The sequence below is a fragment of the Streptomyces sp. genome (genome assembly GCF_035645055.1).
GTDB lineage: Bacteria > Actinomycetota > Actinomycetes > Streptomycetales > Streptomycetaceae > Streptomyces.
The window spans coordinates 122,047-135,520 of sequence record NZ_DASQNH010000064.1 but is presented as its reverse complement, the minus strand read 5'-3'; the positions used below and the strand labels follow the sequence as shown (position 1 = coordinate 135,520).

The window sequence follows — 13,474 nt, the reverse complement described above, 5'->3', positions numbered from 1 at the left end:
ACGGAAGGCAGCACCAGGCATGGCGGACAGTACGGAACTCCAGGCTCGGAAGAGCATCCACGTGGCGGGCGAATGGCGGCACGCCGTCTCCGGAGCCACGCGCGCGATCCTCGACCCCGCGGACGCCGCGCCGTTCGCCCTGGTCGCCGAGGGCGACGAGAAGGACACGGACCTCGCGGTCGAGGCGGCCCGCGCCGCCTTCGACGGCGGCGCCGGCGCCTGGCCGCGCACCCCCGCCGCCGAGCGCGCCGCCCTGCTGCGCCGCGTCGCCGACCTCCTCGTGCGCGACCGCGAGCGGCTGGGCCTGCTGGAGAGCCGCGACGCGGGCAAGACCGTGGAGGAGGGCCGGGTCGACATCGACTGCGTGGCCGACGCCTTCCGCTACTTCGCCGACCTCGTCGCCGCGGAGGCCCCCGGCCGGGTCGTCGACGCCGGCTCGCCGGACATCCACAGTGTCGTCGTGCACGAGCCGGTCGGCGTCTGCGCGCTGATCACCCCCTGGAATTACCCGCTGCTCCAGGCCAGTTGGAAGATCGCCCCGGCGCTCGCCGCCGGCAACACCTTCGTGGCCAAGCCGAGCGAGATCACCCCCATGACCACGATCGCGCTGCTCGACCTGCTGGCCGAGGCCGGGCTTCCCGCGGGCGTCGCCAACCTCGTCACCGGCCCCGGCCACACCGTCGGCGCCCGCCTCGCCGAGCACCCCGACGTCGACCTGGTCTCCTTCACCGGCGGCCTGGCCAGCGGCACCAAGGTGGCCCAGGCGGCGGCCCCCACCGTGAAGAAGGTGGCCCTGGAACTCGGCGGCAAGAACCCCAACGTGGTCTTCGCCGACGCCTGCGCCACCGAGGAGGGCTTCGACACCGCCGTCGACCAGGCGCTCAACGCCGCCTTCATCCACAGCGGCCAGGTCTGCTCGGCGGGCGCCCGGCTCATCGTCGAGGAGTCCGTCCGGGACCGCTTCGTCACCGAACTCGCCCGCCGGGCCGCCCGGATCCGCCTCGGCCGCGGCACCGCCGACGGCGTGGAGTGCGGTCCGCTCGTCTCCGAGCAGCACCGCGCGAAGGTCGAGGCCTACGTCGCCTCCGCGCTGGCGGAGGGCGCCGTGCTGCGGTGCGGCGGCAAGCGGCCCGAGCCCGCGCCGGAGCGCCCGGAGAGCGGCTGGTTCTACGAGCCGACCGTCCTCGACCACTGCCACCGCGAGATGCGGGTGGTGCGCGAGGAGGTCTTCGGCCCGGTCCTCACCGTCGAGACGTTCCGCACCGAGGACGAGGCCGTCGCCCTGGCCAACGACACCGAGTACGGTCTCGCGGGCGCCGTCTGGACCGCCGACGCGGGCCGGGCCCGCCGGGTCGCGGGCCGGCTGCGGCACGGCACCGTCTGGATCAACGACTTCCACCCCTACCTCCCGCAGGCGGAGTGGGGCGGCTTCGGAAAGAGCGGGACGGGCCGCGAACTCGGCCCCGCCGGGCTCGCCGAGTACCGCGAGACCAAGCACGTCTACCAGAACCTCGCCCCGAAGCCCGTCCGCTGGTTCGCCGGCTGACCCCCCTCACCCTCCCTCACCCTTCTTCGGCGCCTCTTCGCGCACAGCCCCACCTGGAGTACCCCCATGCCCGAGACCCACCACGTCTACGACTACGTCGTCATCGGCGGCGGCACGGCAGGCTCCGTCATCGCCTCCCGGCTGACCGAGAACCCCGACGTCACCGTCGCCGTCATCGAGGGCGGCCCCAGCGACGTCGGCCGCGACGACGTGCTCACCCTGCGCCGCTGGATGGGCCTGCTCGGCGGCGAACTGGACTACGACTACCCCACCGTGGAACAGCCCCGCGGCAACTCCCACATCCGGCACAGCCGCGCCCGCGTCCTCGGCGGCTGCTCCTCCCACAACACGCTGATCGCGTTCAAGCCGCTGCCGTCCGACTGGGACGAGTGGGAGGAGGCGGGCGCCAAGGGCTGGGGCTCGGTGCCCATGGAGGCGTACTTCGCGCGCCTGAAGAACAACATCGTCCCGGTCGACGAGAAGGACCGGAACGCCATCGCCCGCGACTTCGTCGACGCCGCGCAGGCCGCGCTCGGCGTGCCGCGCGTCGAGGGCTTCAACGAGCAGCCGTTCACCGAGGGCGCCGGCTTCTTCGACCTGGCCTACCACCCGGAGGACAACAAGCGGTCGTCCGCGTCCGTGGCGTACCTGCACCCCGTGATGGACGAGCGCCCCAACCTCCACCTCCTGCTGGAGACCTGGGCGTACCGGCTGGAGCTGGCCGGCACCCGCGCCGAGGGCGTCCACGTGCGCACCAAGGACGGCGAGGAACTGCTGATCCGGGCGCGCAACGAGGTCGTGCTGTGCGCGGGCGCGATCGACTCCCCGCGGCTGCTGCTGCACTCCGGCATCGGTCCCCAGGACGACCTCGCCGCGCTGGGCATACCCGTGGTCCACGACCTGCCGGGCGTCGGCGAGAACCTGCTCGACCACCCCGAATCGGTGATCGTCTGGGAGACCCACGGCCCCATCCCGGAGAACTCCGCGATGGACTCCGACGCGGGCCTGTTCGTGCGCCGCGACCCCGAACACCAGGGCCCCGACCTGATGTTCCACTTCTACCAGATCCCCTTCACGGACAACCCGGAGCGCCTGGGCTACGAGCGGCCGCCGTACGGGGTGTCCATGACCCCGAACATCCCCAAGCCGAAGAGCCGCGGCCGGCTGTACCTGACCAGCCCCGACCCGGCCGTGAAGCCCGCCCTCGACTTCCGCTACTTCACCGACGAGGACGACTACGACGGCCGCACCCTCGTCGACGGCATCCGCATCGCCCGCGAGATCGCCAAGACCGAGCCGCTGGCCGGCTGGCTCAAGCGCGAGGTGTGCCCCGGGCCCGAGGTCGTCGGCGACGCCGAGCTGAGCGAGTACGCCCGCAAGGCCGCCCACACCGTCTACCACCCGGCCGGCACCTGCAAGATGGGCGCGGCCGACGACGACACGGCCGTCGTCGACCCCGAGCTGCGCGTCCGCGGCCTGGAGGGCATCCGGATCGCCGACGCCTCCGTCTTCCCGACCATGACCGCCGTCAACCCGATGATCGGGGTGCTGATGGTCGGGGAGCGCGCCGCCGACCTGATCGGTGGTGAGGCCCGATGAGTACCGCCAGCCCCGCCCCCGAAACCCTCACGCCGCCCGTCTTCTCGGTCGACGGCCTGTGGAAGGTGTTCGGCCCCAAGGCCGACCGCGTCCCCGCCGACCCCGAGCTGGCCGCCCTCACCGCCGCCGAACTGCGTGCCCGCACCGGATGCACGGCGGCCGTCCGGGACGTCACCTTCGACGTCCGCAAGGGCGAGGTCTTCGTCGTCATGGGGCTGTCCGGCTCCGGCAAGTCCACACTGGTGCGCTGTCTGACCCGGCTGATCGAACCGACGGCCGGCACCATCGCCATCGACGGCGAGGACGTCCGCGCCATGGACAAGACGCGTTTGCGCGAGCTGCGCCGGCACCGGGCGGCAATGGTCTTCCAGCACTTCGGGCTGCTCCCGCACCGCACGGTCCTCGACAACGTGGCCTACGGTCTGGAGATCCAGGGCATGGGCAGGGCCGAGCGGCGCGCCAAGGCCGCCGAGGTCATCGCCAAGGTCGGCCTGGACGGCATGGAGCAGCGGCGGCCGGGCCAGCTCTCCGGCGGCCAGCAGCAGCGCGTCGGTCTGGCGCGGGCCCTGGCCGTGGACCCCGAGGTGCTGCTCTTCGACGAGCCGTTCAGCGCCCTCGACCCGCTGATCCGGCGGGACATGCAGGAGGAGGTCGTCCGGCTGCACCGCGAGGAGGGCCGCACGATGGTCTTCATCACCCATGACCTCAGCGAGGCGCTGAAGCTGGGCGACCGGATCGCGCTGATGCGCGACGGGCGGGTCGTGCAGCTCGGCACGCCCGAGGAGATCGTCGGCTCCCCGGCCGACGACTACGTCCGCGAGTTCGTCCGCGACGTGCCGCGCGAACAGGTCATGACCGTGCGCACGGCCATGCGGCCCGTGACCGCGGAGGAGGCGACGACGGGACCCGCGGTGTCCCCGCGCGCGACCGTGGCGGAGGCCATCGAGGCCGTCGCCCGCAGCGGCGAACCCGCGCGGGTGATGGACGGCCCGCGCTGCCTGGGGGTCGTGGACCACGAGGTGCTGCTGGACGTCGTCGCGGGCGTGGCCCCCGCCGGCCGCACCGACGTGGGCGCGGACGAGGGCGCCGGCCCTGTCGCCGACGCGGCCGCGGGCACCCGTGCCGCCAGGGCGGCACGGGTGGGCGCCGCGGCCCCCCGCCCGCGGGGGCAGGCGAAGCGCTCCGGCGCCAGCCCCCACCCGGAGGCGGTCTGATGGCGACGATCACCGCGGCCCCCGCCCGCACCCTTCCCGCGTTCCTGAGAAGCCGCGCCGCGGCCAAGCTGGCGACGCTCGCGCTCGCCGCGCTGGTCCTCGTCCCGCTGGCCCACGCCCGCTGGTCGAGCGGCAGCTGGCCCGCCGCGCTGACCGTCGACCTCACCGGCCCCCTCACGAGCGCCAGTGACTGGATCATCGACAACCGGGACAGCCACCCGCTGTTCCTGTACTTCTTCGGGCACGTCAGCAACGCGGTCGTGCTCTGCGTCCGCGCCGTCTACCTCGCGCTCCTCGCCGTGGGCTGGGCGGGCGTGACGGCGCTCGGCGCCTTCGTCGCCTGGCGGGTCGCGGGTCCGCGTCTGGCGCTGGGCACGGCGACCGCATTCCTCGCCTGCGGGCTGCTCGGCATGTGGGTGCCGACCATGCAGACGCTGGCCCTGATGGCGGTCGCGGTGCTCACGTCGGTCGCGGTGGGCGCCCTGCTGGGGCTCGCCGCCGGGCTGTCGGACCGGCTGGACCGGATGCTGCGGCCCGTCCTGGACACCATGCAGGTGCTCCCGGCGTTCGCCTACCTCCTGCCGGTCGTGCTGGTCTTCGGCATCGGCGTGCCCGCCGCCGTCCTCGCCACCGTCGTCTACGCCGCCCCGCCCATGGCCCGGCTCACCGCGCTCGGGCTGCGCGGCGCCGACCGGGGCGTCCTGGAGGCGGTGGAATCGCTGGGCGCGACCGCCCGGCAGCGGCTGCTGACCGCCCGCATCCCGCTGGCCCGCAAGGAACTGCTGCTCGGCGTCAACCAGACGATCATGATGGCGCTGTCCATGGCGGTGATCGCCTCGGTGATCGGCGCCGGCGGTCTCGGCGACCGCGTCTACCAGGCGCTGGCCTCGGTCGACGTGGGCGCCGCGCTGGCGGCGGGCATCCCGATCGTGCTGCTGGCGGTCGTGCTCGACCGGGTGACGGGCGCGGCGGGCGAGGGTGCGGGTGCGGGTGCCGCCTCGCCCGGCCGGAGGGTGTGGCCGTACGCGCTGGGCGCCGCCGCGGCCGTGGCCGTCGCCGGGCGCCTGGCGGGCCGTACCGAATGGCCCGACGCGTGGACGGTGAACATCGCCGGGCCGGTCAACCGGGCCGTCGACTGGATGACCGGGCACCTCTACACCGGGGTCCCCGTCATCGGCGGCACCGCCGACTGGGCGGGCCGCTTCACCACCTGGGTGCTCGACCCGCTCCGGGACGGCCTGCAGTGGCTGCCCTGGTGGTCGGTGCTGCTGGTGGTCGCCGCGCTGGCCTGGCTGATCGGCACCTGGCGCACCGCGCTGACCGCCGTGCTCGCGATGGCCGCGATCGGTGTCCTCGGGGTGTGGGAGCCGTCGCTGGACACGCTGTCGCAGGTGCTGGCCGCGGTCGCCGTCACCCTCGTGCTGGGCGTGGCGACCGGTGTCGCGGCGGCGCGCAGTGGCCGCGTCGAACGGCTGCTGCGGCCGGTCCTGGACGTCTGCCAGACGATGCCGCAGTTCGTGTACCTGATCCCGGTCGTCGCGCTCGCCGGTGTCGGCCGTGCCCCGGCCGTCGCCGCGGCCGTCGTCTACGCGCTGCCGGCCGTCGTCCGCATCACCGCGCAGGGCCTGCGCCAGGTCGACCCGGCCGCGCTGGAGTCGGCCCGCTCGCTCGGCGCGACCAGCGGCCAGCAGCTGCGGCAGGTGCAACTCCCGCTCGCCCGCCGCTCCTTGTTGCTCGCGGTCAACCAGGGTGTGGTGCTCGTCCTCGCCGTCGTCATCATCGGCGGCCTGGTCGGCGGTGGCGCGCTCGGCTACGACGTCGTCTTCGGTCTCGCCCAGGGCGACCTCGCGACCGGCCTGGTCGCCGGTGCCGCGATCGTCTGCCTGGGGCTGATGCTCGACCGGGTGACCCAGCCCACCGACCGCCGTACGACGAAGGGAGCGTGACATGTTCCGCCGTACGACCCGGCGAACGACCCGGCGAACGAACCGCCGTACGGCCCTGATCGCTTCGGCGGCCGTGCTGACGCTGGCCACCGGCTGCGGCGCCGCCGACATGACCAAGCAGGCCTCGCCGTTCGCGAACGCCCGGGGCACGAAGACCGTGACCCTGTCCGTGCAGTCCTGGGTGGGCGCGCAGGCCAATGTGGCCGTCGCCCAGTACCTGCTGGAGCACGAACTCGGCTACCGCGTCGACACCGTGCAGGTCGACGAGGTCCCCGCCTGGGACGCCCTCAGCCAGGGCCGCGTCGACGCGCTCCTGGAGGACTGGGGGCACCCCGAGCAGGAACAGCGGTACGTCAAGGACAAGAAGACCGTCACCCTGGCGGGCGAACTCGGGGTGACCGGGCACATCGGCTGGTACGTGCCCACGTACTTCGCCGAGCGGCACCCGGACATCAAGGACTGGCGGAACCTGAACAAGTACGCCGACGCGTTCCGCACCCCGGAGAGCGGCAGCAAGGGCCAGCTGATGGACGGCTCGCCGTCCTACGTCACCAACGACGAGGCACTGGTGAAGAACCTGGACCTGGACTACCAGGTCGTCTTCGCCGGCTCCGAGGCCGCGCAGATCACCCAGATCAAGCAGTTCGCCAAGGAGGAGAAGCCCTTCCTGACGTACTGGTACTCCCCGCAGTGGCTGTTCGAGAAGGTCCCGATGACCGAGGTGAAACTGCCGCCCCACAAGGCGGGCTGCGACGCGGAACCGGCGAAGGTCGCCTGCGCCTACCCGCACACCCCCCTGCGGAAGTACCTCAACACCGACTTCGCCGAGAACGGCGGCAAGGCGGCGGCCTTCCTGAAGAACTTCAGGTGGACCACCGAGGACCAGAACGAGGTCTCCCTGATGATCGCCGAGCAGAAGCTCAGCCCTGAGGAGGCGGCAAGGAAGTGGGTGGAACGGCACGAGCCGACGTGGCGGGCATGGCTGCCGTGACGTACCTCCGCTAGCGGCGCAAGGCTTCGGCGATCTCCCGCAGCGCGGCCGTCGCCCGCTGCTGGAGACCCGGCCCGAAGGTGATCCGGGTGGCCCCTCGCACACCGAGTTCGGCGGGCGAGGGGCCCTCGCCCACCTTCGCGATCGCGTTGAGCGGCCCCTCGATCCCGGCCCGCAGCAGCGGCAGCGCGTCCACCGGGGCGAGGATCGGGTACACGCAGTCGGCGCCCGCGGCGACGTAGAGCCGCGCCCGCTCGATCGTCTCCGCCACGTCCGGCACCCGTCGTACGAACGTGTCCACCCGCGCGTTGACGAACAGCAGGTCACCCGCCGCCGCCCGCACCTCGGCCAGCCGGCCGGCGTGCTCGTGCGGGTCCTTCAGCACCCCGTGCGCGGAGTCCTCCAGGTTGCAGCCCACGGCCCCCGCCTCCAGCAGCCGCTCCACCAGCTCCTTGGGCGCCAGCCCGTACCCGTCCTCCACATCCGCCGACACCGGCACGTCCACCGCCCGCGCGATCCGGGCGACCGCGGCGAACATCTCGTCGACCGGGGTCTGCCCGTCCGCGTAGCCGAGGGCGGCGGCCACCCCGGCGCTCGGTATGGCCATCGCCGGGAAACCGGCGTCGGCGAGGGCGCGGGCGGAGGCGGCGTCCCACGGCCCCGGCAGGACCAGGGGGTCGCCGGGGGCGCGGCCGTGGTGGAGGGCACGGAAGGTGCCGGCCTTGCTCACCAGGCCGTCCCTCCGGGCGGGATCCGCCGGCTCACCATCAGCCGGTTCCAGCTGTTGATGACGGTGATCAGGGCGATGAGGTGGGCGAGCCGGGCGTCCTCGAAGTGCTTGGCCGCCGTGGCGTACACCTCGTCCGGGACGAACCTGTCGGTCAGAACGGTCACCGCCTCCGTGAGCGCCAGCGCGGCCCGCTCCCGCTCGTCGAAGACATCGTCCCCCGCCTCCCGCCAGACGGCGAGCAGATCGAGCTGACGGTCACTCACCCCCTGCTCGCGGGCGATCACCAGATGCATGTCCAGGCAGAACGCGCACCGGTTGAGCTGCGAGGCGCGGATCTGGACCAGCTCGGCGAGGCCGGGGTCCCCGAGGCCGCGCTTGGCGGCGGCGCTCAGGGACTGCATCGCGGTGCGGACCTCGGGGGCGAGGAGGGTGGTGCGGGCGGTCACTTGTGGCCGTCCGGCTGGTAGTGGCCGGGCGTCATCCGGCAGGTCACGCCGAACCGGTTCCACGCGTTGATCACCGTGATCGCGGCGATCAGCTGGGCCAGCTCGGCTTCCTCGAAAAGCCTGGCGGCCTTCTCGTAGACCTCGTCCGGCACGAACCCGTCCGTCAGGACGGTCACCGCCTCCGTCAGCTCCAGCGCGGCGAGTTCCTTCTCCGTGTAGAAGTGCCGCGACTCGTCCCACGCGCTGAGCTGGATGATCCGCTCCACACTCTCACCGGCCGCGAGCGCGTCCTTGCTGTGCATGTCGATACACAGGGCGCAGTGGTTGATCTGGGAGGCACGGATCTTCACCAGCTCGTACAGCTTGTGGTCCAGTCCCTGCCGGGCGGCCGTGTCGAGCCTGATCATCGCCTTGTAGACGTCGGGGGCGAGCTTGGCCCACTCCAGCCGCGGGGTGGGCTCGGGGGCGTACGTGACGGTCTCGGTGGTGGTCTCTGCGGTCATGCCCCCGACCCTAGGGAGGAGCTGCCCAGGCGTATGGTCCATTTCCATGCCGAAACCGTGGGCCACTCCGGGTATCGACCTCCATCTGCAACCGGCCGGCGGCGGGGTGCGCCGCGGTCTCACCGACGCCCTGCGCGACGCCGTCCGCACCGGCCGGCTCGCCCCCGGCACCCGGCTGCCCTCCTCCCGCTCGCTCGCCACCGACCTCGGCCTCGCCCGCAACACCGTCGCCGGCGCCTACGCCGATCTGGTCGCCGAGGGCTGGCTCACCGCCCGCCAAGGCTCCGGCACCCGGGTCGCCGACCGCCCCGTACCACCGCCCGCCCGGCGCCCGGCCCCCACCCCGAGCCGCACCGGCCGCCCCGCGTACAGCCTGGTCCCCGGCAGTCCCGACCTCGCCTCCTTTCCGCGCACCCAGTGGCTCAAGGCCGCCCGCAAGGCCCTGACCGCCGCCCCGAACGACGCCCTCGACTACGGCGACCACCGCGGCCGCGTCGAACTGCGCACCGCCCTCGCCGACTACCTCGCCCGCGCCCGGGGCGTGCGCACCGACCCGGACCGGATCGTGGTCAGCGCCGGCTTCTCCCACGCGCTGGGCCTGCTCGCCCAGGTCCTGCGCGCCCGCGGCCTGCACACCCTGGCCGTCGAGTCCTACGGCCTCGACGCGCACTGGGGGCTGGCCGAACGGGCGGGCCTGCGGACCCGGCCGCTGCCGTTCGACGTGTCCGGCACCGACCCGGACGGCCTCGCCGACGCCCGCGCCGTCCTGCTGACCCCCTCCCACCAGTTCCCCATGGGGGTGTCCCTGCGTCCCGAGCGGCGGGCGGCGGTCGTCGACTGGGCCCGCCGCACCGGCGGACTGATCCTGGAGGACGACTACGACGGCGAGTTCCGCTACGACCGCCAGCCCGTCGGCGCCCTCCAGGACCTCGACCCCGAGCACGTCGTCTACCTGGGCACCGCCAGCAAGTCCCTCGCCCCCGGGCTCCGGCTCGGCTGGATGGTGCTGCCGCCGTCGCTGGTGGACGAGGTGCGCGGGCCCGGCAGCTCCTCCGTGGCCGTCCTCGACCAGCTCACCCTCGCCGAGTTCCTCACCTCCGGCGCCTACGACCGGCATGTCCGCGCCGCCCGGCAGCGCTACCGGCGCCGCCGGGACGCCCTGGTCGCCGCCGTCACCGCCCGCGCCCCCGAGGTGACCGTCACCGGCATCGCGGCCGGACTGCACCTGCTGCTCCAACTCCCGCCCGGCACCGAGGAGTCCGTGGTCCGCGCGGCCACCTGGCAGGGCCTCGCCGTGCACGGCCTCGCCCGCTACCGCCATCCCCGGGCCACCACCCGCCCGGTCGACGCCCTGGTCGTCGGCTACGGCACCCCACCCGACCACGCGTGGGCGGGAACCCTGGAGGCCCTGTGCAACGTCCTGCCCTAGTGTGACCGGTCCCTGTCAGCCCCGTATGATCGCGGCCGACGCCACGGACACGCAGCACACGGGCAACGGGGAGAAGAACGGCATGGCAGAGAACCGGCGACGGCTGCGCTCCAGCACCGTCGTGCTCGGCGGGATGGGCGTGGTCGCCGCGGCCCTCACGTCCTGCGGCTCCGACCCCGACCGCCGCTGTGTCGACCGCGACAGCTACGACTACATCAACGGCTACAAGATCATCGCCGACAGGAACTGCAAGTCCGGCTCCTCCTCGTCCACCGGCAAGGGCGGCAAGTCCGGCAAGGGCAGGAACACCGGCAGCGGCGACCGCGCCGACGCCGCCTGGTACTACGACGCCGAAGTCAGCGGCGGCTACGCCGACCACGGCACCTTCAGCCGCGACGAGGCCGTCGACCGCGGCGGCTTCGGCTGCTCCGGCTCCGGCAGCGGCGGCGGCTGAGCGGAACCCCCTGCCATGGAACGCCGCACCATCGACCCCCGCCCCGGCTGGCAGCAGACCGTCGAGGAGCAGGGCCTGATCTACCCGCTCACCCGCTACCCCGACGATTCCCTGCGCCCCTACTGGGACGAGAGCGCCTACTACGTCTTCTCCCTGGAGGAGATCGAGGCCCTCGAAGAGGTCGTCGAGGAACTGCACCGCATGTGCCTGGCGGCCGCCGACCACATCGTCACCGCCGGCCGCTTCGCCGACCTCGGCATCACCGACCCGCGCCTCGCCCGCGCCGTCGCCGAGGCCTGGCACCGCCGCGCCGAACTCCCCTCCGTCTACGGCCGCTTCGACCTGCGCTACGACGGACGCGGCCCCGCCAAGCTGCTCGAATACAACGCCGACACCCCCACCTCCCTCGTCGAGGCCGCCTCCCCCCAGTGGTTCTGGATGGAGGAGCGCTTCCCCGGCGCCGACCAGTGGAACTCCCTCCACGAACGCCTCGTCGACGCCTGGCGCGAGCAGGCCCGCCTCCTCCCGCCCGGCAGCCCCCTCTACTTCGCCCACTCCAGCGCCGACGAACTCGGCGAGGACCTGATGACGGTCGCCTACCTCAAGGAGACCGCCGAACAGGCCGGCCTCGACACCGACTGGATCTCCATGGAGGAGATCGGCTGGGACCGTCTCTCCGGCCGCTTCGTCGACCAGCGGCTCCGCTTCATCCGCAGCTGCTTCAAGCTCTACCCCTGGGAATGGCTCACCACCGACCGCTTCGCCGACCACGTCCTCGACACCCTCGACAACGGCGGCGGCACCGGCACCACCCTGTGGATCGAGCCCGCCTGGAAGATGCTGCTCAGCAACAAGGCCCTCCTCGCCATCCTCTGGGAGCTGTACCCCGGCCACCCCAACCTCCTCCCCTCCTACCTCGACGGCCCCCGCGACCTGGCCACCACCACCGGCTATGTCGCCAAGCCCCTGCTCGGCCGGGAAGGCGCCGGCGTCACCGTCCACGCCCCCGGCACCGCCCCCGCCGGCCGCGACGAGTCCTGCTGCTACCAGCAACTCGCCCCCCTGCCCGACTTCGACGGCAACCACGTCGTCCTCGGCGCCTGGGTCGTCGACGGCGCGTCCGCGGGTCTCGGCATCCGCGAGTCGTCCGGCCTGATCACGGACGAGTACGCCCGCTTCCTGCCGCACGTGATCCTCTAGGGCCCGCACACACCCCCTAGACGTCCAGCACCGCCCGCAGCTGCGCCAGCCCCCAGCCCAGGTCCTCCTCCGAGACGACCAGCGGCGGCGCGATCCGGAGCGTCGTGCCGTGGGTGTCCTTCACCAGCACACCCCGGTCCATCAGCCTCTCGGACAGCTCCCGCCCCGTGCCGTACCGCGGATGCACATCCACCCCCGCCCACAGGCCCCGCCCGCGCACCCCGGTCACCCGGCCCGTCCCGGCCAGCTCCGCCAGCTCCCGGTGCAGCAGCCCGCCCAGCTCCGCCGCCCGCGCCTGGTACTCGCCCGACCGCAGCATCGCGATGACCTCCAGCGCCACCGCGCACGCCAGCGGATTCCCGCCGAACGTCGACCCGTGCTCCCCGGGCCGGAACACCCCCAGCACCTCGGCCGACGACACCACCGCCGACACCGGCACGATCCCGCCGCCCAGCGCCTTGCCCAGCACATACGCGTCCGGCACCACCCCCTCGTGCTCACAGGCGAACGTCCGCCCCGTCCGCCCCAGCCCCGACTGGATCTCGTCCGCGACGAGCAGCACATTCCGCTCCCGCGTCAGCTCCCGCACCCCCGGCAGATAACCGGCCGGCGGCACCACCACCCCCGCCTCGCCCTGGATGGGCTCGATCAGCACCGCGACCGTGTTCTCCGTCAGCGCCTGGCGCATCGCCGTCAGATCGCCGTACGGCACGATCTCGAATCCCGGCGTGTACGGGCCGTAGTCCGCCCGGGCCTCCGGATCGGTGGAGAAGCTGATGACCGTCGTCGTCCGCCCGTGGAAGTTGCCGCCCGCGACCACGATCTTCGCCATCTCCGCGGGCACCCCCTTCACCCGGTACCCCCACTTGCGCGCGGTCTTCACCGCCGTCTCCACCGCCTCCGCGCCGGTGTTCATCGGCAGCACCATCTCCATCCCGCACAGCTCCGCAAGCTGAGCGCAGAAGGCACCGAACCGGTCGTGGTGGAACGCCCGGGACGTCAGCGTCACCCGCTCCAGCTGCGCCTTCGCCGCATCGATCAGCCGCCGGTTGCCGTGCCCGAAGTTGAGCGCCGAGTAACCGGCCAGCAGATCCAGATAGCGACGGCCCTCCACGTCCGTCATCCACGCCCCTTCGGCGCTCGCCACCACCACCGGCAGCGGGTGATAGGTGTGCGCGCTGTGGGCCTCGGCGGTGGCGATCAGGTCGTCGGTGGTGGTCATGGCACCTCCAGAAGGTGAACCAGATGAGGGCGCCCCCCTTCCTATCCCCGCTCGGATCCCGGACGCGGGATCTTCGCTCCCCGGCGCGCCCGGTAGGCTGAGGGCCGGGTCGTGACTGGCGCGCTTGGGATGGGACCGACCATCGGGGAGCGGCCCGAGGGGAAACTGTGCCGTGCGCCTGGGCCGAACCGTGT

12 protein-coding genes and 1 riboswitch are annotated in these 13,474 nt (G+C 73.1%); of the genes, 8 read left to right on the top strand and 4 right to left on the bottom strand.

Going from position 1 to position 13,474, the window contains the following annotated elements:
- Positions 1-19: 19 nt before the first annotated feature.
- The 5 genes from VE614_RS21385 (at position 20) to VE614_RS21365 (ending at position 7,296) form a co-directional block, all read left to right on the top strand.
- Positions 20-1,546 carry an aldehyde dehydrogenase family protein gene (locus tag VE614_RS21385; RefSeq protein ID WP_324939384.1) on the top strand — a complete coding sequence of 509 codons (1,527 nt, stop codon included), beginning with the start codon at positions 20-22 and terminating at the stop codon, positions 1,544-1,546.
- 66 nt (positions 1,547-1,612) lie between these two features.
- On the top strand, positions 1,613-3,145 hold the full coding sequence (locus VE614_RS21380; RefSeq protein ID WP_324939381.1) for a GMC family oxidoreductase: 1,533 nt from the start codon (positions 1,613-1,615) through the stop codon (positions 3,143-3,145).
- Entirely contained in the window at positions 3,142-4,359 is a 1,218-nt protein-coding gene (locus VE614_RS21375) for a glycine betaine/L-proline ABC transporter ATP-binding protein (RefSeq protein ID WP_324939378.1), read from the top strand. The genes VE614_RS21380 and VE614_RS21375 overlap by 4 nt, the downstream gene beginning before the upstream one ends.
- Positions 4,359-6,305, top strand: a complete 1,947-nt coding sequence (locus VE614_RS21370) for an ABC transporter permease (protein ID WP_324939375.1) — start codon at positions 4,359-4,361, stop codon at positions 6,303-6,305. The genes VE614_RS21375 and VE614_RS21370 overlap by 1 nt, the downstream gene beginning before the upstream one ends.
- A gap of 1 nt (position 6,306) precedes the next feature.
- Positions 6,307-7,296, top strand: coding sequence for an ABC transporter substrate-binding protein (locus VE614_RS21365; RefSeq protein WP_324939372.1), 990 nt, complete (start codon positions 6,307-6,309; stop codon positions 7,294-7,296).
- A gap of 10 nt (positions 7,297-7,306) precedes the next feature.
- Here VE614_RS21365 and VE614_RS21360 read toward each other — a convergent pair whose 3' ends face one another.
- From VE614_RS21360 to VE614_RS21350, 3 genes are read right to left on the bottom strand one after another with little or no spacing between them, the layout of a single operon-like run.
- A complete protein-coding gene (locus VE614_RS21360) occupies positions 7,307-8,026 on the bottom strand; it encodes an isocitrate lyase/phosphoenolpyruvate mutase family protein (protein ID WP_324939370.1) in 720 nt (239 codons plus the stop codon).
- The gene (locus VE614_RS21355) at positions 8,023-8,472 is read right to left on the bottom strand and encodes a carboxymuconolactone decarboxylase family protein (protein ID WP_324939366.1); all 450 of its coding nucleotides are present in this window, start codon (positions 8,470-8,472) and stop codon (positions 8,023-8,025) included. Before VE614_RS21355 ends, VE614_RS21360 begins: the two co-directional genes overlap by 4 nt.
- Positions 8,469-8,975, bottom strand: a complete 507-nt coding sequence (locus VE614_RS21350) for a carboxymuconolactone decarboxylase family protein (protein ID WP_324939363.1) — start codon at positions 8,973-8,975, stop codon at positions 8,469-8,471. Before VE614_RS21350 ends, VE614_RS21355 begins: the two co-directional genes overlap by 4 nt.
- Positions 8,976-9,021: 46 nt before the next feature.
- On the opposite strand from VE614_RS21350, the gene VE614_RS21345 reads away from it, so the two are divergent.
- From VE614_RS21345 to VE614_RS21335, 3 genes are all read left to right on the top strand, one after another.
- On the top strand, positions 9,022-10,404 hold the full coding sequence (locus VE614_RS21345; protein ID WP_324939360.1) for a PLP-dependent aminotransferase family protein: 1,383 nt from the start codon (positions 9,022-9,024) through the stop codon (positions 10,402-10,404).
- Positions 10,405-10,486: 82 nt separating this feature from the next.
- Positions 10,487-10,858: a hypothetical protein gene (locus tag VE614_RS21340; protein ID WP_324939356.1), complete on the top strand. Its 372-nt coding sequence runs from the start codon at positions 10,487-10,489 to the stop codon at positions 10,856-10,858.
- Between the two features lie 15 nt (positions 10,859-10,873).
- Complete coding sequence (locus VE614_RS21335) at positions 10,874-12,058, top strand: glutathionylspermidine synthase family protein (RefSeq protein WP_324939353.1); 1,185 nt, start codon at positions 10,874-10,876, stop codon at positions 12,056-12,058.
- 16 nt (positions 12,059-12,074) lie between these two features.
- Here the strand turns inward: VE614_RS21335 and rocD are convergent, their stop codons facing one another.
- Positions 12,075-13,280: an ornithine--oxo-acid transaminase gene (gene rocD, locus VE614_RS21330; protein WP_324939350.1), complete on the bottom strand. Its 1,206-nt coding sequence runs from the start codon at positions 13,278-13,280 to the stop codon at positions 12,075-12,077.
- Positions 13,281-13,381: 101 nt separating this feature from the next.
- Positions 13,382-13,471, top strand: a riboswitch (ZMP/ZTP riboswitch).
- Positions 13,472-13,474: the final 3 nt, after the last annotated feature.

What these genes read in the sequence shown, in the direction of transcription:
- VE614_RS21385 (WP_324939384.1), top strand. Translation starts at nt 20, where the DNA reads ATGGCGGACAGTACGGAACTCCAGGCTCGGAAGAGCATCCACGTGGCG.
- VE614_RS21380 (WP_324939381.1), top strand. Translation starts at nt 1,613, where the DNA reads ATGCCCGAGACCCACCACGTCTACGACTACGTCGTCATCGGCGGCGGC.
- VE614_RS21375 (WP_324939378.1), top strand. Translation starts at nt 3,142, where the DNA reads ATGAGTACCGCCAGCCCCGCCCCCGAAACCCTCACGCCGCCCGTCTTC.
- VE614_RS21370 (WP_324939375.1), top strand. Translation starts at nt 4,359, where the DNA reads ATGGCGACGATCACCGCGGCCCCCGCCCGCACCCTTCCCGCGTTCCTG.
- VE614_RS21365 (WP_324939372.1), top strand. Translation starts at nt 6,307, where the DNA reads ATGTTCCGCCGTACGACCCGGCGAACGACCCGGCGAACGAACCGCCGT.
- VE614_RS21350 (WP_324939363.1), bottom strand. Translation starts at nt 8,975, where the DNA reads ATGACCGCAGAGACCACCACCGAGACCGTCACGTACGCCCCCGAGCCC.
- VE614_RS21345 (WP_324939360.1), top strand. Translation starts at nt 9,022, where the DNA reads ATGCCGAAACCGTGGGCCACTCCGGGTATCGACCTCCATCTGCAACCG.
- VE614_RS21340 (WP_324939356.1), top strand. Translation starts at nt 10,487, where the DNA reads ATGGCAGAGAACCGGCGACGGCTGCGCTCCAGCACCGTCGTGCTCGGC.
- VE614_RS21335 (WP_324939353.1), top strand. Translation starts at nt 10,874, where the DNA reads ATGGAACGCCGCACCATCGACCCCCGCCCCGGCTGGCAGCAGACCGTC.
- rocD (WP_324939350.1), bottom strand. Translation starts at nt 13,280, where the DNA reads ATGACCACCACCGACGACCTGATCGCCACCGCCGAGGCCCACAGCGCG.